Source organism: Exiguobacterium sp. s35, from assembly GCF_018617535.1.
GTDB classification, from domain to species: Bacteria; Bacillota; Bacilli; order Exiguobacteriales; family Exiguobacteriaceae; genus Exiguobacterium; species Exiguobacterium aestuarii.
In genome coordinates this window covers 1,966,829-1,988,722 of record NZ_JACSKI010000001.1, presented here as the reverse complement: position 1 = coordinate 1,988,722, position 21,894 = coordinate 1,966,829, and the positions used below count along the sequence as shown (strand labels likewise).

The 21,894-nt window shown below is 46.8% G+C and carries 18 protein-coding genes; 5 read left to right on the top strand and 13 right to left on the bottom strand.

Going from position 1 to position 21,894, the window contains the following annotated elements:
- Nucleotides 1–155 precede the first annotated feature (155 nt).
- Nucleotides 156–1,196 carry a type I phosphomannose isomerase catalytic subunit gene (locus KNO75_RS10060; RefSeq protein WP_214821595.1) on the top strand — a complete coding sequence of 347 codons (1,041 nt, stop codon included), beginning with the start codon at nt 156–158 and terminating at the stop codon, nt 1,194–1,196.
- Here the strand turns inward: KNO75_RS10060 and KNO75_RS10055 are convergent.
- Nucleotides 1,117–2,454 (bottom strand): sugar phosphate nucleotidyltransferase, encoded by a 1,338-nt coding sequence (locus KNO75_RS10055; protein ID WP_214821528.1) that lies wholly within the window; start codon nt 2,452–2,454, stop codon nt 1,117–1,119. The two genes, KNO75_RS10060 and KNO75_RS10055, sit on opposite strands and share 80 nt — an antisense overlap.
- A gap of 43 nt (nt 2,455–2,497) precedes the next feature.
- Here KNO75_RS10055 and KNO75_RS10050 point away from each other — a divergent pair, with 43 nt between their 5' ends.
- Nucleotides 2,498–3,100, top strand: coding sequence for a response regulator (locus tag KNO75_RS10050; protein ID WP_214821526.1), 603 nt, complete (start codon nt 2,498–2,500; stop codon nt 3,098–3,100).
- Here the strand turns inward: KNO75_RS10050 and KNO75_RS10045 are convergent.
- Genes KNO75_RS10045 through KNO75_RS10035 form a run of 3 tightly spaced genes read right to left on the bottom strand, consistent with a single transcriptional unit; the run spans nt 3,054 to nt 6,267 of the window.
- On the bottom strand, nt 3,054–3,947 hold the full coding sequence (locus KNO75_RS10045; RefSeq protein WP_214821524.1) for a glycosyltransferase family 2 protein: 894 nt from the start codon (nt 3,945–3,947) through the stop codon (nt 3,054–3,056). The genes KNO75_RS10050 and KNO75_RS10045 overlap by 47 nt on opposite strands.
- Nucleotides 3,944–5,083: a glycosyltransferase family 4 protein gene (locus KNO75_RS10040; protein WP_214821522.1), complete on the bottom strand. Its 1,140-nt coding sequence runs from the start codon at nt 5,081–5,083 to the stop codon at nt 3,944–3,946. The genes KNO75_RS10045 and KNO75_RS10040 overlap by 4 nt, the downstream gene beginning before the upstream one ends.
- Entirely contained in the window at nt 5,080–6,267 is a 1,188-nt protein-coding gene (locus KNO75_RS10035; RefSeq protein WP_214821514.1) for a lipopolysaccharide biosynthesis protein, read from the bottom strand. Before KNO75_RS10035 ends, KNO75_RS10040 begins: the two co-directional genes overlap by 4 nt.
- A gap of 46 nt (nt 6,268–6,313) precedes the next feature.
- Here KNO75_RS10035 and KNO75_RS10030 point away from each other — a divergent pair, with 46 nt between their 5' ends.
- The gene (locus KNO75_RS10030; RefSeq protein WP_214821512.1) at nt 6,314–7,471 is read left to right on the top strand and encodes a glycosyltransferase; all 1,158 of its coding nucleotides are present in this window, start codon (nt 6,314–6,316) and stop codon (nt 7,469–7,471) included.
- A gap of 56 nt (nt 7,472–7,527) precedes the next feature.
- Here KNO75_RS10030 and KNO75_RS10025 read toward each other — a convergent pair whose 3' ends face one another.
- The 8 genes from KNO75_RS10025 to kynU form a co-directional block, all read right to left on the bottom strand.
- On the bottom strand, nt 7,528–7,821 hold the full coding sequence (locus tag KNO75_RS10025) for a hypothetical protein (RefSeq protein WP_214821510.1): 294 nt from the start codon (nt 7,819–7,821) through the stop codon (nt 7,528–7,530).
- A 6-nt stretch (nt 7,822–7,827) separates the two neighbouring features.
- The gene (locus tag KNO75_RS10020; RefSeq protein ID WP_214821508.1) at nt 7,828–12,243 is read right to left on the bottom strand and encodes a hypothetical protein; all 4,416 of its coding nucleotides are present in this window, start codon (nt 12,241–12,243) and stop codon (nt 7,828–7,830) included.
- 139 nt (nt 12,244–12,382) lie between these two features.
- Nucleotides 12,383–13,285, bottom strand: a complete 903-nt coding sequence (locus KNO75_RS10015; RefSeq protein ID WP_214792541.1) for a helix-turn-helix domain-containing protein — start codon at nt 13,283–13,285, stop codon at nt 12,383–12,385.
- Nucleotides 13,286–13,363: 78 nt separating this feature from the next.
- Complete coding sequence (locus KNO75_RS10010; protein WP_214792543.1) at nt 13,364–14,242, bottom strand: DJ-1/PfpI family protein; 879 nt, start codon at nt 14,240–14,242, stop codon at nt 13,364–13,366.
- Between the two features lie 16 nt (nt 14,243–14,258).
- Nucleotides 14,259–15,077 carry an SDR family oxidoreductase gene (locus tag KNO75_RS10005; protein WP_214821506.1) on the bottom strand — a complete coding sequence of 273 codons (819 nt, stop codon included), beginning with the start codon at nt 15,075–15,077 and terminating at the stop codon, nt 14,259–14,261.
- Nucleotides 15,078–15,328: 251 nt separating this feature from the next.
- Nucleotides 15,329–15,949, bottom strand: a complete 621-nt coding sequence (gene kynB / locus KNO75_RS10000) for an arylformamidase (protein ID WP_214792549.1) — start codon at nt 15,947–15,949, stop codon at nt 15,329–15,331.
- A 15-nt stretch (nt 15,950–15,964) separates the two neighbouring features.
- Nucleotides 15,965–16,804, bottom strand: a complete 840-nt coding sequence (gene kynA / locus KNO75_RS09995) for a tryptophan 2,3-dioxygenase (protein WP_214792553.1) — start codon at nt 16,802–16,804, stop codon at nt 15,965–15,967.
- Between the two features lie 12 nt (nt 16,805–16,816).
- Nucleotides 16,817–18,091 carry a kynureninase gene (gene kynU, locus KNO75_RS09990; RefSeq protein ID WP_214821504.1) on the bottom strand — a complete coding sequence of 425 codons (1,275 nt, stop codon included), beginning with the start codon at nt 18,089–18,091 and terminating at the stop codon, nt 16,817–16,819.
- 159 nt (nt 18,092–18,250) lie between these two features.
- Here kynU and KNO75_RS09985 point away from each other — a divergent pair, with 159 nt between their 5' ends.
- Both KNO75_RS09985 and KNO75_RS09980 read left to right on the top strand, forming a co-directional pair.
- Nucleotides 18,251–19,099 carry a Cof-type HAD-IIB family hydrolase gene (locus KNO75_RS09985; protein WP_214821502.1) on the top strand — a complete coding sequence of 283 codons (849 nt, stop codon included), beginning with the start codon at nt 18,251–18,253 and terminating at the stop codon, nt 19,097–19,099.
- Between the two features lie 569 nt (nt 19,100–19,668).
- Nucleotides 19,669–19,833: a hypothetical protein gene (locus KNO75_RS09980; RefSeq protein ID WP_214785989.1), complete on the top strand. Its 165-nt coding sequence runs from the start codon at nt 19,669–19,671 to the stop codon at nt 19,831–19,833.
- A gap of 17 nt (nt 19,834–19,850) precedes the next feature.
- Here KNO75_RS09980 and abc-f read toward each other — a convergent pair whose 3' ends face one another.
- Nucleotides 19,851–21,695, bottom strand: a complete 1,845-nt coding sequence (abc-f, locus tag KNO75_RS09975) for a ribosomal protection-like ABC-F family protein (protein WP_214821500.1) — start codon at nt 21,693–21,695, stop codon at nt 19,851–19,853.
- Nucleotides 21,696–21,894: the final 199 nt, after the last annotated feature.

The window sequence follows — 21,894 nt, the reverse complement described above, 5'->3', positions numbered from 1 at the left end:
TCACGGTGCCTCGATTTCGGGTAGGGCCTCGTGAGGTTTTTGAATATTCACATATCCCCCTTCATAAATTGGATAGGAACTCCCTTTTTCAGGGTATATCTAGGTAAAATACAGGAAGGGGGAGTCGTTTCTTCTTTTTGAGAAACGCAACACATATGTATAAGCTCAAACCGGTGTTTAAAGAACGTATTTGGGGTGGTCGTCAGCTAGAGACGTTATTTCATCTTTCGTTACCGGAAGGGAAAATCGGTGAGTGTTGGGCTGCCTCCGCACATCCAAGCGGAATGACCACTTTTGAAAACGGACCATATGAAGGGCAAACGTTAGCGGATTTATGGGATGCACACCGATTGGAGCTATTCGGTCCGTATCCATTCGCAACGTTCCCCCTACACGTCAAACTACTCGATGCTCGTGCCTATTTATCGGTACAAGTTCATCCGAACGATGAGCAGGCACAACGTCTGGAACAAGAGGAGTTTGGGAAAGAGGAATGTTGGTACGTGTTAGATGCAGAACCGAATGCCAAAATTATCGTCGGCCATACGTTCCGAACGAAACAAGATGTGTATACATGTGTGCAACGAAAAGAATGGGCGACTCGTCTAAAGACGCAAGCCGTGAAAAAAGGCGACTTTATTTACATCCCGAGCGGAACGGTACACGCTCTCGGTCCAGGTGTCGTATTGCTCGAAATTCAACAGACGAGTGACCGGACGTATCGACTCTATGACTTTGATCGCGTAGACGATACGGGAAATCTTCGTGAACTTCATATTGAAAAAGCCGTGGAAGTGATGAACATTCCGGATCGTCGGACAGATGAACTCGTGCGGACGAATTTGGAAGATGCGTTGACGACCGAATTGATTTCAAAACCATCGTTCACCATCATGAGACACCAAGTGAATGGAACCCCAGCCATTTTAGAACAGTCGGAAACGTTTCGATTGATCTCGGTCGTTTCAGGAGAGGGATTCGTTCAAGGTGAGGACGGTACACAAGCAATCCGCGCGGGGGAACATTATTTCGTTCCAAAAGGAAAAGGACCTCACTTGTTTACCGGAAAGGTAGAAATCGTTACAAGTGAAGTCCCTGTTCCAACGACGCATCGCGTCAATACTGTTTATCAAGTGGAGACGGTACAGGACAAGCATCGTCGAGTGTCCAGTCGTTTGAATACTGAACCTCGATGAAGACGACATCTTCATGAGCTTTGAGCGTGTGAGCCGCACCGCGTTGGATAGAGATGACGTCGGTCGGCTTCGCCTCAAACGATTGACCGTCAATCGTCACGGTCGCTGTTCCTTGAAGTAACGTCCAAATCGTATCGGTCGCTTCATGGTAATGATAGCTGAGTTCTTTCCCTGACTGGACGAGCATCCGTCTTGTCACACTATGATGACCGTCCGCGAGTGTCTCGTGATGAATCACTTCTGATTGTCCCCAACGCTTCCATTTGAACTTTGGATAGTCGTCAGAAGAAGCGAGATAATCTTTCAGTTGCGGGGTCGCTTCTTTCGTCGAGACAAGAATCCCGTCTGCGTTGACAGCGACGACGAGGTCTTCGAGCCCGATTCCAATCAACGGGAGGTTCAATTCGTTGATGATATGCGTGTTCGTTGATTCGAACAGATCCACTTGGCCGTGGGTGGTTGACGTCATTTCTTCGGTCAATGTATTCCATGTCCCTAAGTCTTTCCAGTCGCCATCATAGCGGTGTACGAATACAGACTCCGCATGCTCGACGACGGCGTAGTCGAACGAAGTCTTTTCTAAATCATCGTAGCGAGTTGTCAGCTCTGAATAGGTCGTAGGCAAGTTCCGCTCTGCCAGTTCATCAAGTAACAAATGAAGCTTACACGCAAATATCCCACAGTTCCACAATGCACCTTGCTCAATCAGTTGCTCCGCCACGTCGACTGTCGGTTTTTCTTGGAACAAGCGGACGGATGATACTTGAGCGGCTTCATCTGGGACGATGTATCCGTATTTTGACGTCGGGTGAAGGGGCGTGACACCAATCAAATGTAAGGCATCGTCACTCGTCTGTACCGCTTCATCCACTTGAGGGAAATATTCGAAGAAGCGAAGATCGACATAAGCATCGACCGGCATCACGAGTACCGTTTCATTCGGATCGACACGTTGTTCGTTCAAATAACTAGCGCCGAGAACGATGGCAGGGAACGTATCACGACGACTCGGTTCGGTGATGATATTAGCATCGGTCCCGATTTGATAAACGATGGCATCACGTTGAAGCGCGTTTGTTAAAATAAAGGCATCCCGATCTAATTGCATGTCACTTAATTGTGAGAAAACCCGTTCAATCATCGATTGTTTGGTACCTTCACCGTCATCAAGTAATCGAATGAATTGTTTCGAGTTGATATCGTTTGAAAGTGGCCAAAGACGCTTTCCTGATCCACCTGATAGTAAGAGTAGTTTCATTTCGTGACACCCTTTCTCGATTAAAATTTCGGAGGTACACAACATGGCAAATTACTTACTCGTCGAACCGCACGAGCATACGCGAAAGACATTGGCTCGTCTGTTGATGAAAGAAGGAGAACTTATTTTTGAAGCGACGGAAGCGACGGAAGCGATTAAAATTTTAGAATCAAGCGACATCGACGTCGTCATCACTGAATTAAGGCTACCCCATACGGACGGGGTCGAACTGTTATCCTACGTGAAGAAAAAGTTCCCACTCATTCATCAAATCGTATTGACTGACTATACGCACACCCACACGTTGATTGCGGCCGTCAATTATGGAAACGTCAAGCGAATCATGACGAAACCAATGAAGATTGACGAGTATGTGATTCGCGTCATAAAGGATGTCGGTCAACAAGCCGTCAATATGAAGACGAACAAGTATCGAGTCGCGGACATGTTGACGGAGTTTCTAGATGACCTTGGAAATGCGTATTGTTTGTTTTTTGAGAGCGGGGACTTGATCAGCTCTGAAAAACTCGTTGTCCCGTTCGAGTCCGAGGAGACGAACGAATTGAAACGTCTCGTCATCCCGACTCAATACGGAGAATTTATTTTGTATCAGTCACGGGATCGTTCTTCCCGAACTTGTGGGTAAAGAGTTGCGATACCCCAATCATCGTTAATCGTACGTACATGTAGGCGACTCCTAGTGTTAACACAGGATGTCGTCTATATTTTTTGAGATTGGACGGATGGTAGAGCACTGGTCTGAAGAAATACCAGCGGGCGAGCGCCTTCCGGAAGCCACCTTCCTCTGTCTCGAGCGTTTGCGGCATCACTTGGAAATAATAACGCTTCTTCTCGAGCAGATTTTGTAATGTCACTTCTTTTTCATTGTGCTTCACTGAAGTGAATGTGGCGCGTCGGATCACGCCACCTTGTTGAATGTATCGGATTGTCGGTTGCGTCTCTTCAAAACTGATTTGAGCGGGATTGATGCCGCCCGATGCCTCGTACGCTTCCATCCGCCAAAAGCGTGCCGCCTCGATGGAGCGGTCGTCAATCCGTTCCTCAGGGATTTGGAACAGATTTCGTTCGAATACCTTCACTTTAGAGAAAAAGTTGGTGTACGTGCTATAAGCCTCTTCTGGGATGACTAGCGCTCCGACATCTTCATGATGTTGAAGGTAAAGCAGGCAACTCGTTAATAATCCTTCGGTCAACACCATATCCGAGTCAATGACATATAAGACGTCAACGTTTCGTTCACGGAGTTGGCCGATTGCCTCTTTACGAGCGATTCCACGCTCACCGTGAGGAAGTGATAGGATGATGAAGCGGTCATCGTCTGCCGTCAACTCCCGCATGACGTCGACCGTTTGATCGGTCGAGCCGTCATCCGCAATCACACAAACAAAATCGGCCGTTTGCTGTTGGATGGATTGAATCGTTTCTCGAATGATTTCCTCGTTACAATACGTAGACATCGCGATTCCAATCATGATGTTCTCCCTTCCTGAATCAAGATTCCAAGCTTTTGACTCAACCATTGTTCAAATGCGGCACCGGTGCGACTCCATTGCAGTGTCTTCGAGAATGCGTGAGCGTCACGACGGACGGTCTCATAGTGATCAAGGTCGTTCAAACAGCGTCGCATCTCAAGTGCGAGCGCCTCCGCTGTTTGTGCCATCGTCATATAACCGAGCTTTCCATACTGAACGGCATCTCGAAGTCCCGGAGCATCGTACACGATGGTCGGTGTTCCAACGGCAGCGGCCTCACTGACGGTCAAGCCCCAACCTTCGCGACGAGACGGGAAAAGAAGGGTTGTCGCTCGACTCATGCGTTCAAGCTTCTCTTCTTCACTGACAAATCCGAAATAATGGATATCCGATCGTACCTCCTCAGGTGTGATCGGATCGAGTTGTTCGGCGATGTACGCCTCGTTCTTCTTCCCGATAATCCATAGTTGCGCAGTCGGGAAGTCGCGTTTGATGGAGACAAACGCCTTGACGGCATCGTTGATTCCTTTATACGCGGACATGCGCCCAACGTATAAAAACGTAGGATGTTCTTCTTTTGCAAACCATTCTTCTTCTGGCCACGGTGTGAAGTTGAGCCCTTCCGGCAAAATCGTGATGTGTGACTCGGGAATTCCGACGGCGACCAAGTCATTTGCCGTCGACTGACTGACGGTCAAGACATCGTTTTGCCGATAGAGGCGCAGGCGACTCGTTTCTGTCCATGCTCCCACCCATGAAACAGGAGGCGGTAGGTTGATACGCCAAATTTCACGCGTCAATTGGTGGATGAAGAGAATACGTTTATGTGCCGGCACATAAAATGGCGTGAAGTAATGATGTGTGTTCATTTGGTCGAGGACGAGGTCGATTTCCTCTTCGTGCGCTTTGTAGTAGCGTCGTGCCTCTACGATGCTCGTGATGTCTGTACCCGAGCGAATATAACGAACGCCATCAATCCATTCTTCGTCCTCGCGTCCTTCAATATGAGGGGATAGGTGGATGATGTTGTAACGAGGAGCTACGTAAGATAGCATCTCATGTGTGAATACTTCCGCTCCTCCTGCTTTCGGATGTTTGATATCTCGCCAAGATAGACATAATAAAGTGGGTTTCATGACGAATCCTCCTTGAATTGTTGGCGTCGCTCAGAATGGAAGCGGAGACGAAGGAGCAGTGATCCTCCGAGTAAGACGACCGCTTGCGCCAAGAGCCACATCTCCATCGACTGACGGAATAGGAATAAGGCGATGAGAAAGACGAAAAGTAGTGCCCAATACCACCGCAAGTATCGCTTGTTCCGCAATATAAATTGCAACATCGCCTCGTACTGAACGATGATGATGCCGATATAGGTGAAAATCATATAACGTACGAAATACCCTGCCTCGTCGTATCCTTGCCCAAAGAAGATTGGTACGACCGATGGGATAATCAAGAAATACAACACCGTAATGATGCCAAGGGCTACTAATAACAAGCGGAATACGATGCGTTCGAATGATAGGAACGAATCTGTTTCGGCTGCTCGACTCAGTCGTGGTAAGAGTACTTGGAAAATCGAGAGACAGACGAACAAGACGAGCTGACTAAAGCGTAGACTGACGGAGTAATCTCCGACTAACGATGGGAAGAACAAGGTGACGAGTAAACTATCGACCGAGAAGAAGAGCGTCATGACAATTTGCACATGAATGAGTTGGAACAAGCCATGAAACTGCTTGTCACCAGCCGTTTCTGGGAAATGCGTTTGCCAGATGCTAAGCCCATATGTGAGAATCATGCCGATTAAAATCCCGATCAAAGCGAGTGTAATATCAAGCTGTTCGAGAAAGATCCATGTGACGCCCACTTTCACAATCGCTTCGACGTAATAGGAAAGAGTGAGGGCATAAAACCGCTCATTTGCTTGTAAGACACCACGTCGGAATGACACGAGAATATGGAAAAATACTGTAACTGCAAGTAAAAAGAGGTTAATCCTAGATAAAGGAAGAATATATGGGATAAGTATAAAGAGTACACTGGATAAACCCATTGCGACGAGCAGGATGATCCGTTCGATATACCGATAGTCGGTCGCAATTTGTTGTCCCAAGTTTCGAGTAACGATCCATTGGACGGCGCTACCGATAATGAGTAGTAATCCGAGAAGAGCGAGATAGGCATTTAAGAGACCGTAGTCTTGACTCGTCAAACCACGTGCTAAAAAGAAGTGATAGGAATAGTTAATAATATTCAATAAGGCATCAAGGACGGGAAAAATGAGTAAAATCGAATAACGACTCATAACAGCTTTCATATCAACCACCTCTTTCAATTCGTCAATCCTTAAGGAGGACCATGTGATGGATAAAGGTAAAGTAGTGATTTTTACAGATCGACAACGAAACATTCCGTACGCTTCGTCTATCCCGCACTATGAGCTTATGATTTCTGAATCGAATCCATCTTCTGAACCAAAGATTTCACCAGAAATTCGTGCAATGAAAGATCATATTAAAGTATATGTGATTGATTATGTTGATTATGAAACCGGATTAACGATTGCTGCGGCGCTGCGTACCTATCATCCCCAGTCATCGATTTTATGGGTTGATGACGTTATTCGACATAGAGGAAACTTCCCCTTCAATCAATTGTTAGGGAATGGGATATTTAGAATATTCTATTATAGAGAAGAGTATGCAGATGAACTGTTAGCCGAAATTCAAAATGTTATTCATCCAGAATATGCTGTGAAAAAAGGGACTGTAGCCTTTATATTACCAATTTTCAATGAAGAGAAACGGTTTTCACATATTCATGCTTTTTTGACATCCCTTACCAAAATGATTGAACGAAATTACTTACATGGGTCGATTTATTTTGTAGATGATGCCTCTTCCGATCAATCGAAACACTTGTTACAGGAGTATCGGGATATCGTCATGAATGCGACGGACACGTTGTTCAAAATTGATTATTTGAAGATGTATGAGTTGAAGCAGAATACGAAAAAAGCAGGTCTCTTTATCGAGGGAATGACGCATATCTCGAGCGAATATTATGTGTTCGTCGATGCGGACAATTCGTTCAAAGTCGATGACATCGCTCAACTATTGAGCATCGCAGAAAATGATTATTATGATATCGTCATCGGCACGAAAGATTTGACGATTGAAGATCGGAGTCTCGTCCGAAAATTCGTCAGTTTCGCAAAACGAACGATTACAAAACCGTTCCTACCAAAAGGGGTGTCGGACTCACAGACGGGTCTCAAAATCATTAATCGCCGGGCGATTCCGCGGTTACTTCCTTATTTGAGCGCAACGAGCGGGTTCGCCATCGATTTGGAGATGATGTATGCCGCCAAAAAAGAACGCCTTCGTGTCTATCAACAACCAGTGACCTGTATCGAACGGGAGGGGTCTCACGTCGATCTCGTGAAAGATTCCATCGCATTTTTGAAGACGATGGCACTTCTTTTACGCCGACAGCGGGCCGTCAGTCGAGCCAGACGATAACATCACATCACGTACAAAAGCCCACGTCTCTTATTGGACGTGGGCTTTGTTTGTACTCATTTGTGTGTAATCGATTCGGCAATCGAAGAATCTGTCTCGGCATAGTCGATCGTGATGACGTCTCCGACGTGTAGTGCATCAAGGTGATTCTTTTTGCCGTCAACAATCGTCGAAGACGTGAGTATCATCTCTTGTAGCGCATACTGTTCTTCAGGGTCTTGGTCGGAAGGAGCAATCAATAGTGTGTATCCTTCCCGGTCTTCAATCACACTTTTTTCATCATCAATCGTACAAGCGCTAAGAATCATCATACAGCTCATCAACGTCGTGAGCGTTAGAGTCCGAATCATCATGCGTCATCCTTTCTTGAATCGATGTCGCATCCGACGAAGGAGCGGCTCTTGTTGTCGCGCGTTCCAATAGAAGAGGAACGAAAGCGGTGTGGCGAGTAACAGGAGGACCATGCCTGCGAAGTACACGAGACGTAAGACGGCATTCACCTGTACGTCACTTTCGGAAGACATGTACAGTTGTGTCACGCCGTTCAATGCGACTTCACCACGCTGCGCCCCCTCATCTGTCAAGAGTTCAAACAGCGGGGACGGAGAGTCGTTTAACGTGAAGCGACCGAGCGAATCTTCGTGAGAGACCGTTCGTTTCATGACGCTTCGTGTCACATCGAGGGATTCTGCTTCTGTATTTGCGAGTAGTGGACGTTCCGTCACTTCTTCGACGGTCACTTGATCGGTCAGTAGAAGGTGATCGTAGCGGACGACATTCAAGTTTTTCATCTCGAGTCTCCCGGCATTTTCAATATTTCCCCGTGCCCAAATATGAAGCTGCATCGAGGCGGTTCCCTCTGGCGGAATCAAAATCTGTTCATAGTGGTTCCATGTCGATTTACGATATTCTTCCACTTCGCTGATGAAGTCAGTCCCAATCACGCGACGTTCCTCGTCGAGATAGTACATCTTCACGTGACGATTTCGAATCTGTTCGCTTCGTGCGTCAAAAGCAACCAAATATTCTCGGTCTGGGAGTGCTTCGATTTGTTCCGATGCGAAGATGTACCAGTCACAAGAACAAGTCGGTTCGTAGGATGCGATAAACGTATCGTCTTCTACTGTCGATTCGAACATATCGTCTGTAATAGACACACAAGTCGCACACGTGGCGGCAGCCTCGGGTGTCGCAAGTGGTTCAGTCACCACAATCTCGTTCGGGTCGAACTTTCGTAAATCCTCCAGCTCGATTCGTGACGGCACGCGACTTTCCACAGCTAGTTCGAGCGTGTACGATCCCGGTTCCATCTCAAATGTATTCAGTGTCCAACGTTTCATAGTCGGGTGGACGCCGTCGAGTTCCTGAAGTTTGTACGGGAAATCACGACGCAAGGAATCATATGTGACCGTCTTCGACCCGATCTCGGTTTTTACATCAGGCAGTTGCCGCATCGCCGTGACATCGATTGTTTCTTCTTGGACGACATCTTCGTCCTGAAGGAGACGCAAGCGGACCGTCCCATTTGTCGACACAGGCGGTGTCAGATTGATATGGAATCGATAATTACCGGGTTCTGCCACATCAATCGTACGAGACAATGTGCCGGACGTGAGTGAGACACCTTTCCCGAAACTGAGCGACGGATAGTTACGCTCGGATTGGATTGTGCCGCTATAATCAAAGTCTTGTTCTCCTTCGAGCACCATGAACGTATTCGTTGGTGCTAGTACGTTTTCGAGAGATTGCTGTAAAGATGTCCATTCGTCTTCGGGCAGGAAGACGATATTTTGAATCGCGTTAAAACCGACTGTATTCTCAACGGTGATGGTCGTCTCTTCCGTACCGACATCATGTATCCCGAGCGGTACCCATTCAAGACGTGCGCCCGTTTGCCGAGTCGTTTCGACGATTTGCTTGTCATCGTTGATGGTAACATCAAGCTGTCCGCCACTCTGATTCATCAAGACACGAGCGAATCCGATATAGCGACCCGGCGGTGTCTCTTTTGTGATGGAGAACGTATTCGGGACCATATGCGACTCGAAGCTCTCGATTTGTACATCGTGAACCCACCAATACGTCTTTCGTTCTGGTTTTTGATAACTCAATAAGTCGATGCGCATCGTCTCGGCCGCTCGTGGTGTCACGTATTCCCCGCGAAGGTGAATCCCGTCTAAATTTCCGGAATCTCTTGGTGCCACGACGTAGGTTTGGTCGATTTCTTCTCCGGACGCGTCAAAGAAGCGAACTTTGACGTGCAAGCGGTCGACGCCTCGACCTGATGCGACGATATCGAACCGATACGCGTTATTCGGGAGTGCCGGCAACAGACCGGACTTCGCGACTTGCCAAATATAGTTCGGGTCTCCTTTTGCGACCTCCGCTTGTAGAAGTGGTAAATCGTTCGTCGAAGACAATGGATTTGGGGACAGGTCAACGATATCCGGATTATCCGCTTTAAAGAACGTCTCATCCTCAAGCATCGAATTAAATGAAGCGACTTGCTTTGTCGACAAGTCGTCGAGCTCATACGGTGGGGCATCGATGCGGGCAGAGGCGAACGAAAGGCCGACGCCGTCTCCGAAATCAAGGTCGAACGCAGGGTCTTTCACGCCTTGCGTCTGTTGATACCAACGCCAGTCACTGTTCGCGAAAAGAGTCTTGCCCCACGTGAGAAACGGGTTGGCGGAATCAATCGCTTCGAACGGCTTCCAGTAATAGTCGTCCGGAACCTGGCTGAGGAGCATATCTTTTTGCTCAATCATCTCAATCGTGTCACCTGGACGAATCCACTCAAAGTCGTCGCTATGTCGCTGTGTCGTGAATAGAATCGATTGCTTCCCTTGCTCATATCCAGGCAGTGTCCCATATGTGATGGATCGATCGATTCCGTAAGGCGTCACGATGAGCTGGGGCACGGTCCGGTCGGTGAGCGGGGCGACGACATCGAATAAGGTGAACAGTCCGACTTGTTTCGTCCGGAGTAAGTCACGTTGCGAGGCAAGCATCTCTAAGTTGAACTGTTGACGTTCCTCCATCCCTAAATATTCATCTCGATACGCGAACTGGTTGACACCGAACACTTTGATTAAGTTGCTCGCCTCGTCTGAACGTCCTGTGTCGAGGAGATACTGAAGGAGCGAAAACAGATAGCGAATCGCAGGCGTCGATCCTTCGTGATGGAACACCGTGTTTTCGAGAGAACTATACACATGGAAGTCCCCAGTCGGTTTGACCGACTCACCGAGTGCGGGGTTTTGATTCCATCTCGGTGTCGCAACGCCGGTGATCGGCTGCGTCATCTCATCGGCAACAGGGAACTGAAGCCATTTCCCTTCGACCTCATCTTGGACGGTCGCATATTCTTCAGGCACATTGACAGGCTTATAAAATCCTTCCATATAGACGGTACGATACGGATGAATAAAGAGTGTCAATGCGACAAAGCTGCCGATGAAAAGGATGCCGCGATAGAGCGGTCGGGGAATTGCCTTGGATTGTCTGGCATCGACAATTCCAATCCCAAGTGCGAGCAGTAGACTGTAACTGACAATCAACAGCCCGACAAGTTTATTTGGGTCACGGAACATCGGACCGATCAACGGTGTGTACGTGACGAGCGCGACGAATGCAGTTGCTACCCATTCATATGTCCCGGTCGCAAAGATGATCAGACCGACACCGAGTAAGCCGAAGAACAAGTGAATCGGTCGTTTATAGCTACCGAGAAAACCGATTGCGATGAAGAAGAGCAAGACACCACCCGCTACCCAAAACGTCAACGGTAGTGTATGCAAGTCAAACATCGGCCACCAGTAACTGATTGTATAGAGTACGTTCTCGATGGACGAGTTGCGACTGAACAACATCAACGTCTCGGTGACGTTAATATTATGTTGGGATGCCTGTGCTCCGAATAGAATGGAACCGACATACATAAAGAACCAGTAGCCGTTGAACAAGATAAACACGAATCCGACTGCCGTGATGAGTCGGACATAGTAGAAAATATAAGATTTGAACGGCAACGTCTTCCGTTCGGTCCAAAGCGTTTTGAGCACGATGAGCCCGAGCATGATCCCCATATAAATGGCTGAGAAGAAAAAGTAATGAATCCCGGCCGACATGAACATGAACGTCACAGACAATCCGGTGGCATCAATCCAGATTCTTGGGGAGAGTCGTTTGTCGAACGAGAAGTCTGGATCCAACTGACGGCGGAATTTCGGGTCGAACAAGTTGAAGAAGAGTAGGAGTGCGAACGGGAATAACGCATACCCGCATAAAAGGTAAATGTGTTGGATACGTGTGATGATCCATGGGTTCAACGCATAAAATAAACCGGCGAGCGTGAATGTCATGAGCGTCATCAATTGAAAATGTTTCGTGATATAAATCGAATGGAGTCGTTTGACGAGCGCATACATGCTGAGCGCCGACATAACAAGCAACGATAAAATGAATGATTTGATCAAAAACGGTCCAGATGCACCAAACAATAGACTCAGTCCATAAAGAGGCGCGATAAAGACGAGTCGAGGAACGTTCAACAATGTCGTCGTGCTCCATCGCTCATTCCAGGCACCAAAAATCTCTTCGATATAACGGTCAGACGATAGACCGAAAGCAATATCGCTAAAGACGACCATTCCCGGGGAAAACAGCGGGTACGCATAGACGAATATGCATAACATCATAATCGTCAAGGCGATGAGATCGTAACGGTACGTATGCAGACCGTTTCGTAGAGTGGATAAGATGCGTTGCAAGCCCGATCTGCCTCCTTTCATAACGTATGTCATCTATTTCGCCAAACGTCGGACTATCCCTGTCTAATCAAAAAAGAGACAGCCGATTCCGACTATCTCTTTACGACATGGAGTTAATAGATTGATGAAAACTCTTCCATCAAATTGAACGATATTGAGAAGGGGTCATTCCTGTTTTGTTTTTAAAGAGTTTACTGAAGTACTGCGGATATTCAAAACCTAGTGTGTAGGCAATTTCACTAACAGAATGTGACGTACTAAGAAGCTCGTTTTTGGCTCTATCAATTAACATATAATGAATATGTTCTTGTGCACTTTTCCCTGTTTCTTGCTTCAACATATCAGACAGGTAATCAGGGGACATCCCTATTTTATCAGCACATTGTTTTACAGTTGGAAGACCTAGATCGCTAGCTTTCCCGGAATCAAACCAATCTATGAGGTGAGCTTCAAACATTGATACAAGATCACTATTGTGAGCTGTCCTAGTAATAAATTGTCGACTATAAAATCTTTGGGAATAATTGAACAGTAGCTCTAGCTGTGACACAATGACTTCTTTCGTGAATACATCAATATTACTTGAATATTCTTCTCGAATTTGGTCAACTAATGCACTGATGATACTTTTTTCTTTTTCGGATAAATGGAGAGCTTCATGAACATTGTAGTGGAAAAAGGTATACTCAGACATTTTTTTTGCTAGTTTACTGTGACGTATCAGTTCTGGATGAAAGATCAACGCCCATCCGGAAGAGGTTGTATCATCAGTACTACTCATAGCTTGGTTGGGTCCGACGAACATCATTGACCCTTCACTAAAATCGTAAGTGTTTCTGCCATATTTCAACTGTCCGCAAGGGAAATCTTTTACACTTACCATATAAAAATCAAAAACTGCTAGTCCATCATTCTTTTCATTTGCACCTTCTTGAGGTTGAACATCCTCCCAATTGAAAATACTAATATGAGGATGTTTAGGCGGAGCTAGTCCAAGAAGCTTATGCATTTTACTTATTGATTCGATCCTAACAGTATTCATAATAATTCTCCTGATATGATTTATTTTTTCTTAAAATTCAATTCAAACGATTTTTAACATGGAGACTACCCATATTTATTATTGTGCCAGTTCCTTTAGTAAAGTATCAGCTACTAATTTTCCAAGTTGATCACATGCTCTAGGACTATCCCCGGAGTAGAGTTTTCGATCAACATGTACTGCGCCTTCAACTTTTTTATTAATAAAACTCAAACCTTGTTCAGAAAGTTTTTCACCTTGATACCAAGGTAGTTTTCCAGGCAAATATCCTAATGAAGGTGATTGTCTGTCAACACTGTCTGGGAAAATAGCCATCTTATAACCTCTGTATGGGTGAGGATCACTCGTATTTACTGATGCAGCCAAGAGTGCAGCCGGACCGTGGCAAACAGTGACCATATAACGGTCAGATTGATGAATCCAACGTATGAGTTTCCCAACATGTTCATTCGTTGGTAAACCAACCATCGAACCATGACCACCCGGTAAAAAGAGCGCTACATAGGGGGAGTCATCATTTAAGTCTCCGCGACCAACCATATCTTGAAGTGAGAGTGGTTGATCAAATTTCGAATTCTTTTCTCTCATAAATGCGAGAACTGCATGATCTTTTCGTGGGATCGACCATTGTTCTAGAACTGCCGATGAACCTGTTGGCGTCACTACATCAAAATCAAATCCTGCATTCGTTAAATGCATCAATGGAACCGCAGTCTCTTGAACGTTATTTCCAGTAGAAAATAAAGAACCGTTTTCCATCTTGAAGTAGCGTTCTTCCGTACAGAGCACTAATATTTTTTTATTCCCTTTGTATTTCCCGGCAACACGTTTGTTATGCGTGTAGCCACTTTTTTTATCCACACCTAACAGTATTCCGAGTGGTGAAGGAATAAATCCTCGACCATTTTTTTCTTTAGTTGGGGCAATTCCTAGCGCTTTCTTTACAACTGTTGCCATTGCGACTCCTCCTTGATTATAAACCGTATGATTTTCTCATATACTCTACAAATTGCTCATCTGTTTCACTTGAGTATCGATTTCCCAATGTTGCTCTCGCATCATTTCCGGATATATAGCGCAACTGGTCGCTACCATCTGTTGCTGCTTCCCAAATAACATCCGCTACCTCTTGAGGGTTTTGGTTTCTAGAAGTATCCATATTGGACATTGCTTCTATGAATGACTCTACAAGTGGTTGATATTCCTCTAGACTTTCATCATTTGAAAAAACAAAAGACCTTCCGCTAAAATCTGTATTCACTCCACCTGGTTCAATGAGTTTGACCCGAACACCAAAAAGGCGTACTTCAAAATGTAATGCCTCGGAAAGTCCCTCGACAGCCCATTTTGAACCATGGTATAGAGAACCAAAAGGGAATGCCATTCGTCCTCCGATGGATGATACGTTTACTATTGTTCCATCTTTGTGTTCTCGCATGATAGGTAGTACTTCTTTAATGACTTCAGCTAATCCAAATAGATTTACATCAAATTGTCTTCTTAATACATCCATCGGTGTAGCCTCTAGAGGACCATAAGCGCCATAACCTGCGTTGTTAATCAAAACATCTATTTTTCCAAAATGTTCTACTGTTTCTTTAACTGCACGCTTAATTGATTCTGAATCAAGTAAATCAAGCTTTGTGACAAGAACACCATCTCCTTCAAGGTCGGTGCCATCTTGTGTGTTACTCATTGTAGCCACTACATTCCAACCTTCAGCCTTGAAACGCTTCGCCGTCGCCTTCCCAATACCACTTGACGCACCTGTAATGAAAACTGTTTTTTTCATATAAATCCTCCTTTTAAAAGTCCTATAACATTTCTTTTTATAAAATATTTTCGAAATGACATTTATTTATTCATATTATAATTTAGAAAAAAGTATGGCGTCTTATACGAATCTGATGAACTTCAATACAAATCCAGAATTTCAAATGATTTTCTGTACAACAAAAAGACGCTAATTCTCGAAACGTAAAGAGAATCAACGTCTTTTTAGACATACTGCAATCACTTTTTCGTACCAGTCCAAAAACTCGTTCACATAGGGCGAAGCAGTGCGCGAACGGGGCTTCCGTCGCCTTCGACAATCGGGAGAGGGACGGCGTTCAAGTCATAATCTCCCGGCAAGATGTCGTCTAGGACGAGCCCTTCTAATATATGGACGCCATTTCGTGCTAACGCATGATGGGCGCTCATCTCTTTGCTGTCAATCGCATCAACGGATGGCAAATCGAGTCCAATCAAGAAAATCCCTAGTTCCCCGAGGCGATCGGCAAGAGACGGCGTCAGTTCAGGAATCGTCTCTGGAAAGACGCGTTTATCTGGCCAACCATCTGTCTTCAAAATGAGACGTTCGACCCCGGTCAAGTCATGACCGTCCAAGTCAGAAGCTTCAATTTTAGACTTATGCGGCAGATGAATGACGCGTGCCGGACCAATATAGAGGGAAGGGTCGAGGTCGATGACGCGTTTTCCGTGATCATCGAAGTGGAAAGGTGCATCGATATGTGTCCCGACGTGTAAACTCATCGTCACTTTCCCGACATTGACCGAACCGCTCTGTGCCATCGGCCAAGCAATCTCGTACGAAAACTTCGTGTCTCCCGGCCATGTCGTCACGTCGGCATGAAGCGGTTGTGATACATCAATCCATGTCATTTCGTTCAGCTCCTCTTATAGTGATGTCCGGACCGTCCAAAGCTCAGGGAAGAAACGATGGTCAAGCACGCGGCGTAAGTAGTTCACGCCAGACGAACCGCCTGTCCCCATTTTCTGTCCGATGATTCGTTCCACAGTACTCATATGATTGAAGCGCCACATCTGTTGCTGGCTACCGATATCGAGTAGCTTTTCACCTAATTCATATAAGTCCCAATACGTCTCGACGTCTCGATAGACCTCGACCCACGCCTTCTCGACACTCTCGTTCCATTCCCAATCCTGTGTGACATCCCGTTCGAGCACGCTCGCATCAATCGACAGACCACGGCGATGCATTTCACGGACGGTCACATCATAAATGCTAGGGGCTTGAAGCGAGCCTTCGAGCAGTGGATACAGCTTTTCATCATGCGCATAAACACTGAGTGTGCGCGCGTTTTTAAAACCGAGCGCAAATTCGATTTGTCGGTTCTGGTAGGACTGAAAACCGGATGAAGAGCCGAGCTCGTCCCGGAACTCCAAATACTCTGCCGGAGTCAACGTCGCAAGGACGCCCCATGATTGGATCAGTTGCTGCTGAATCTTCGAGACACGGGCGAGCATCTTGAATGAGCGCTCGAGTTCTCCGTTCGTGATAGCGGTCGTGGCCGCCGTCAATTCATGCAAGATGAGCTTCATCCATAACTCACTCGTCTGATGGATGATGATAAACAACATCTCATCATGGTGGTCGGAAAGACGATGCTGACTCGACAAAATTGGGTCGAGCTGAAGGTAGTCACCGTACGACATGTCTTTCGAGAAGTCAGTTTGAATCGTTTTTTCCACTTTATGTTCCATACGTTCACTCATGTCGGTTCCCCCTTATGCGACCACTTCACGGACGTTCTCGAACGCCTCATATTCTTTGTCATCCATGATTTTCTTCAACGTTACAATCACGTCATACACATCGGTGAACGTGTTATACAGTGCGACCGGTGCGAGACGGATGATATTCGGTGCCCGGAAATCTGGGATGATATGATGTTTCTTCAATGCTTTACAGATGCGTGCCGCCTCTGGGTGCTCAAGGCTCAAATGGGCACCGCGTTGACGTGTGTCCGTCGGGCTGCCGATAAAGAATCCGTGTGGTGCCAGCATGTCTTCGATCAAATCTATCATATACGTCGTGAGTGCGAGCGATTTTTGACGAATCGCTTCCATTCCGACCTCATTAAACATCTCGAGAGCGCCAAGTTGCGGAGCGAGACTCATGACGTGTGGCGTCCCGATTTGGAACGCACCGGCATGCTCAGCCGGTGTCATCGTATGGTCCATATCAAACTGTTTGTCTTTGCGTGAACCGAACCATCCAGCGAGTCCCGGTGCCGTGCCGAAGTGACGTTCATGTACGAATAAACCGCCTACCGTTCCTGGACCACCGTTCAAATGTTTGTAGTTGCACCAGTAAGCGAAGTCGACACCCCATTCATGGAAGTCGTGAGGGATGGCGCCGACGGAGTGACAAGCATCGAATCCAATTAAAATATCGCGTTCGTGTGCCGCTTTCGCTAGGCGAGGCATATCTAAAATTTGACCACTCCGATACAGGACGGTCGGTAACACGATGAGCGCAATCTCGTCGGTCATTGCGGCAATCAAATCGTCCTCTACTAAGAAGCGCCCGTCCAGACTGTCCACTTGAACGAGATGTTCTGATGGGTCGAGCCCGCGTAGTTCGAGCTGACTCTTCAAAGCATAAATATCAGACGGGAAGGTGAGGGCGTCTGCCAAAATCTTCGTACGCTTGCCTTCTGGCTTAAAGAAAGAGGCGACGAGTTGATGCAAGTTCACCGTCGTCGAACCGGTGACCATAACTTCTTCCGGCTTTCCACCGATGAGCGGCGCATTCAGTTCGGCCAACTCTTCGGACAAGTTGAACCAAGGGTGACGCCCCGACATCCAACCGTCAATCCCGAGTTCTTTCCAGTCTGCAAGCGATTCAAGGAGTGTGCGCTCGGCTCGTTTTGATAAGAGACCGAGTGAATTCCCATCCATATAAATCCCGTCTTCCGGTAAATAAAACTCTTTCCGATACGATGCGAGCGGGTCTTGTTTGTCTAGTTGTTGTGCGTAAGCACGTGTGAAATCTTTCATGTCCCCATTTTCCCCCTTTTAAAGCTGTGTACGTTGTCAAAATCGTAGCAATCGGACATAAGGAAGTCAATAAACAACGAGGTACAGCAAACTGTTATAGATGTTTCATCGTGTTTTGAATAGGCAAATCGGGAAAAGGGACAAAGAGGAGGGAATGCTATGAAATTGATTGCAATTGATTTAGATGGGACGCTGTTATCGCGCACCGGTGTGATTACAGAGGCGAACCAGGAAGCGATTCGTCGTCGGCAAGAGGATGGTGATATCGTCGCGATTTGTTCAGGACGCTCCATCCATGATATCGAGGAACTGTTGAAGCGAAGTGACCTCGTCTGTCCGATTTTGTCAGGTAACGGAGCAATCGGCTTTTATGAGAACGAGCGAATTTACTATCATGCGATGGACCAAACAGTTGTAGACGAGCTATGGGAGATTGCGAAGGCGGACGATGCGTACGTCGAATTTTATACAAATGCGGGAGTGAAGGTGCTCCGTTCGGGAAGCGACTTACTCAAGCGGGAACTTGATGAAGTATTGCCGCATGATCAATCGTTCACCCGTGAATGGGCAGAACGTGAGATTGAGATTCAAAATGAGCAATTCGGTCTGACGTATATGGATTCGATGGAAGACATCGACTTTGCACGAGATGAGGTGTACAAGGTGTTTGTCTACTCGTTCGATCGCCAAAAGCTACATCGTTTGCGCAAAATCTATGAACCACGGAACGATATTTTAATTACCACGGCGGGGTGGACGAAAATTGAGATTGGACACCCACATGCGAGTAAAGGGGCAGCATTAAAACAGCTAGCGGAACATTATCAGATTTCGATGCGTGATGTCGTCGCAATCGGAGACAATTTGAACGATGTGTCGATGTTTGAAGTGGCAGAGACGAGGATTGCGATGGGGAATGCTGTGGACCCGCTAAAAGATTTGAGCACACATATTACAAAAGATGTGGAAGAGGACGGGGTCGCTTACGCCCTGACGCATTATGTGTAAACAGGATTATGGAGAAATCGTGAACGAGGGTTGAACCACGCTTAAAACGGATATTGTATACATGTAACCATTCACTTTCTGAAATGAGTCGGGGAACGGGTAGGCACTTTCGTCACCTGTAGCTGATGGCAGAAGGCGGATGGGAAAGTCCATGTGAACGTGAATCGTGTATTCCAAACGATGATGCGTCGGCCTCTGCTTGCCATCCGAGCAAGCATACCAGACAGACTGTTTGTATAAGGAATTCCACATGATCCGCGTCAGAAGTGGACATCATAGGTGCCAAGTCCTGCCGTGCCCATTCAATCAAAACGGTCTACGAGTCACTTGTTCGATTTCATTTCGTTTGATGGAAGACGACTAGTGAGCCAATAGACAACGAACCGATTCGAATGATGCGTCACGCTGGCTTGGACATCTCTAGTCGAACCAAATCATAGATGGGACGGTCAATCGAGCGGGGCTTGGTTGGATGAAAGTCCGGGGACTAGAGAATCAAGAAAAGCGCCGAGTGAGGGCGCTTTTCTTGTGGTATCCTATGGGAGGAATGCAATCGATGGAGGGATGACATGCCAAAGCTATATTGGTTCGGGACGTTCCTTAGTGGAATGATTCTATTGACGACGGGAACGATGGAAGGTCTTTACCGTCTCCTCCCGATCGGGCTGATGGCCATCGCGGTCATCGGCTATCTCATACAGACTCGATTCGAGCAAAAGAAGCGGCGCCCTTGATTGGGTGCCGCTTCTCTTTATAGGGATTCGAGTAAACGTGTCATCACGTCATCGATTTCTATTTGCAGTGCATCGACTTGTTGCTGTAGCGCCATCAACTCATCAAGGTCGTTCAATTCGTTCATCTGCTCAAGCAATGCCTGATGTTCCGCCTCTAATTGAGTCAAATGAGCTTCTTCGTTCATTTTAGATGAAGCAGATGTCGTCTGCTTCACTGATTTGGATGGTTTGACGGGTTCCGCTTTCGATTCCTCTTTTGGTTCTTGTCCCCGTTTTTCGAGGGCATAGGCGACGTTGCCTTCAAATCGTGTCGTCGTCCCGTCAAGCCAATACGTGATCGGGAACAGCTTATTTAAGAAGTAACGATCGTGGGAGACGGTGACGACCGTTCCAGGGAATCGTTCGAGCGCTTCTTCAAGCGCCTCTCTCGATTCGATATCGAGGTGGTTCGTCGGCTCGTCTAGGACGAGGACATTGATTTCTTCATGGACGAGGATGGCGAGCATAAGTCGCATCTTCTCACCACCGCTCAAATTTGAGACAGGTTTAAACACGCTCGGTCCGTAGAACAAAAACTGGGCGAGGAGGTGTCTCGCTTTTCCTTCATCGACTGCAATCCGGTCTCGGAATGCTTCGATCAACCGATGTGATTCATCGAACGTGATATGTTGCGACAAATAACCGATTTTGGCTTGGTCGGCGCGCCTTACGGTTCCGGTTTGCGGCATGACTTCACCGAGTAACATCTTCAAAAGTGAAGATTTCCCACTCCCGTTCGGTCCGACGATGGCGACACGTTCCCCATGCCCTGTATAAAAGTGCACGTCTTCAAATAAGGGACGGTCATAGACGAGTGTCACATCACTCACTTCGAAGACGTCACGTCCGGTCCGACCGTTCGTCGTGAAGTGGATGTTCGGTTGGTCGGCTTCGAGTTGTGGTTTCTTGATTCGTTCAATCCGTTCGAGTGCCTTTTCCATCGATTTGGCGCGACGATAAAATTTTTCGTTCGGTGGATGACCTTCGTTGGCCCATTGGCGCAATTGCCGAATCGTTTCTTTCATCTTTTTAATCTTCTTTTGTTGCTCGGTATACGCATGGAACTGGTCGAGTAGCTGTTTTTCTTTTTGTGCGACGAAATCCGTATAGTTGCCAGGATAACTCGTCAATTCCCCGTCTTCACATTCGACGATTCGCGTAGCAACCGCATCTAAGAAGACTCGGTCATGAGAGACGATGAGGAGCGCAGAGGCGTAATCCTGTAAATAGGATTCGAGCCACGTCATCGCTTCTAAATCCAAATGGTTCGTTGGTTCATCTAAAATGAGTAGCTCCGGCTCTTGAAGAAGCGCCAAGGCGAGACCGATTTTCGTTCGTTCCCCACCGCTCAACGTATCGAACGGTTGGTCCACGAATGAGGTCAGCTTTAGCCCGTCGATCATCGCACTGATTTTTGATTCGTAGACGTATCCGCCCGCATGTTCGAATTGTGCTTGGACGGTACCATACGATTCGAGAAGACGTTCGAGTTGTTCAGACGTCGCCATCTCCTGCTCGAGACGAGACATCTTCTCGCGAAGACGAAGCACGCCCTCGAAGGCAGTAAGGAGCACGTCGCGTCCGCTATGACCGGGATAGTCGGGAAGTTGGACTAAATAGCCGATGGAGAGTCGCTGCCGACGGTAAATTGTGCCGGCATCATGCTCTTCAGAGCCGACAATCATGCGTAACAGCGTCGTTTTGCCACTTCCGTTTCGGCCGACGAGCCCGACTCGTTCATGTTCGTTTATCAATAAATTCGCATCTGTGAGAACGGCGTGACCGCCATATTGTTTTTGAATGTGTTGAAGATCAATCAACATAATAGGTTCCTCCTAAGTTAGGGCCTATCAAAAAAACCGAGCGCAAAGAAGCGCTCGGTTTAGAGAGAGAGGCGCTTTGTCGTATATTCAGCAATGTCTAAAAAAGGACAGACGGGTCCCTTGATTAAGCGACATCGTGAAAAATCGCACGCAAAATGTACAAATGTTCAGTTGTCCAATGCGTACGTCCGACAAATTT

Coding starts and splice junctions, on each gene's coding strand:
- KNO75_RS10040 (WP_214821522.1), bottom strand. CDS start 5,083: ATGAAACCCACTTTATTATGTCTATCTTGGCGAGATATCAAACATCCG.
- kynA (WP_214792553.1), bottom strand. CDS start 16,804: ATGAGTGAACGTATGGAACATAAAGTGGAAAAAACGATTCAAACTGAC.
- KNO75_RS09985 (WP_214821502.1), top strand. CDS start 18,251: ATGAAATTGATTGCAATTGATTTAGATGGGACGCTGTTATCGCGCACC.
- KNO75_RS10055 (WP_214821528.1), bottom strand. CDS start 2,454: ATGAAACTACTCTTACTATCAGGTGGATCAGGAAAGCGTCTTTGGCCA.
- KNO75_RS10030 (WP_214821512.1), top strand. CDS start 6,314: ATGGATAAAGGTAAAGTAGTGATTTTTACAGATCGACAACGAAACATT.
- kynU (WP_214821504.1), bottom strand. CDS start 18,091: ATGAAAGATTTCACACGTGCTTACGCACAACAACTAGACAAACAAGAC.
- kynB (WP_214792549.1), bottom strand. CDS start 15,949: ATGACATGGATTGATGTATCACAACCGCTTCATGCCGACGTGACGACA.
- abc-f (WP_214821500.1), bottom strand. CDS start 21,695: ATGTTGATTGATCTTCAACACATTCAAAAACAATATGGCGGTCACGCC.
- KNO75_RS10050 (WP_214821526.1), top strand. CDS start 2,498: ATGGCAAATTACTTACTCGTCGAACCGCACGAGCATACGCGAAAGACA.
- KNO75_RS10015 (WP_214792541.1), bottom strand. CDS start 13,285: ATGAATACTGTTAGGATCGAATCAATAAGTAAAATGCATAAGCTTCTT.
- KNO75_RS10035 (WP_214821514.1), bottom strand. CDS start 6,267: ATGAAAGCTGTTATGAGTCGTTATTCGATTTTACTCATTTTTCCCGTC.
- KNO75_RS10045 (WP_214821524.1), bottom strand. CDS start 3,947: ATGATTGGAATCGCGATGTCTACGTATTGTAACGAGGAAATCATTCGA.
- KNO75_RS10025 (WP_214821510.1), bottom strand. CDS start 7,821: ATGATTCGGACTCTAACGCTCACGACGTTGATGAGCTGTATGATGATT.
- KNO75_RS10010 (WP_214792543.1), bottom strand. CDS start 14,242: ATGGCAACAGTTGTAAAGAAAGCGCTAGGAATTGCCCCAACTAAAGAA.
- KNO75_RS09980 (WP_214785989.1), top strand. CDS start 19,669: ATGCCAAAGCTATATTGGTTCGGGACGTTCCTTAGTGGAATGATTCTA.
- KNO75_RS10005 (WP_214821506.1), bottom strand. CDS start 15,077: ATGAAAAAAACAGTTTTCATTACAGGTGCGTCAAGTGGTATTGGGAAG.
- KNO75_RS10060 (WP_214821595.1), top strand. CDS start 156: ATGTATAAGCTCAAACCGGTGTTTAAAGAACGTATTTGGGGTGGTCGT.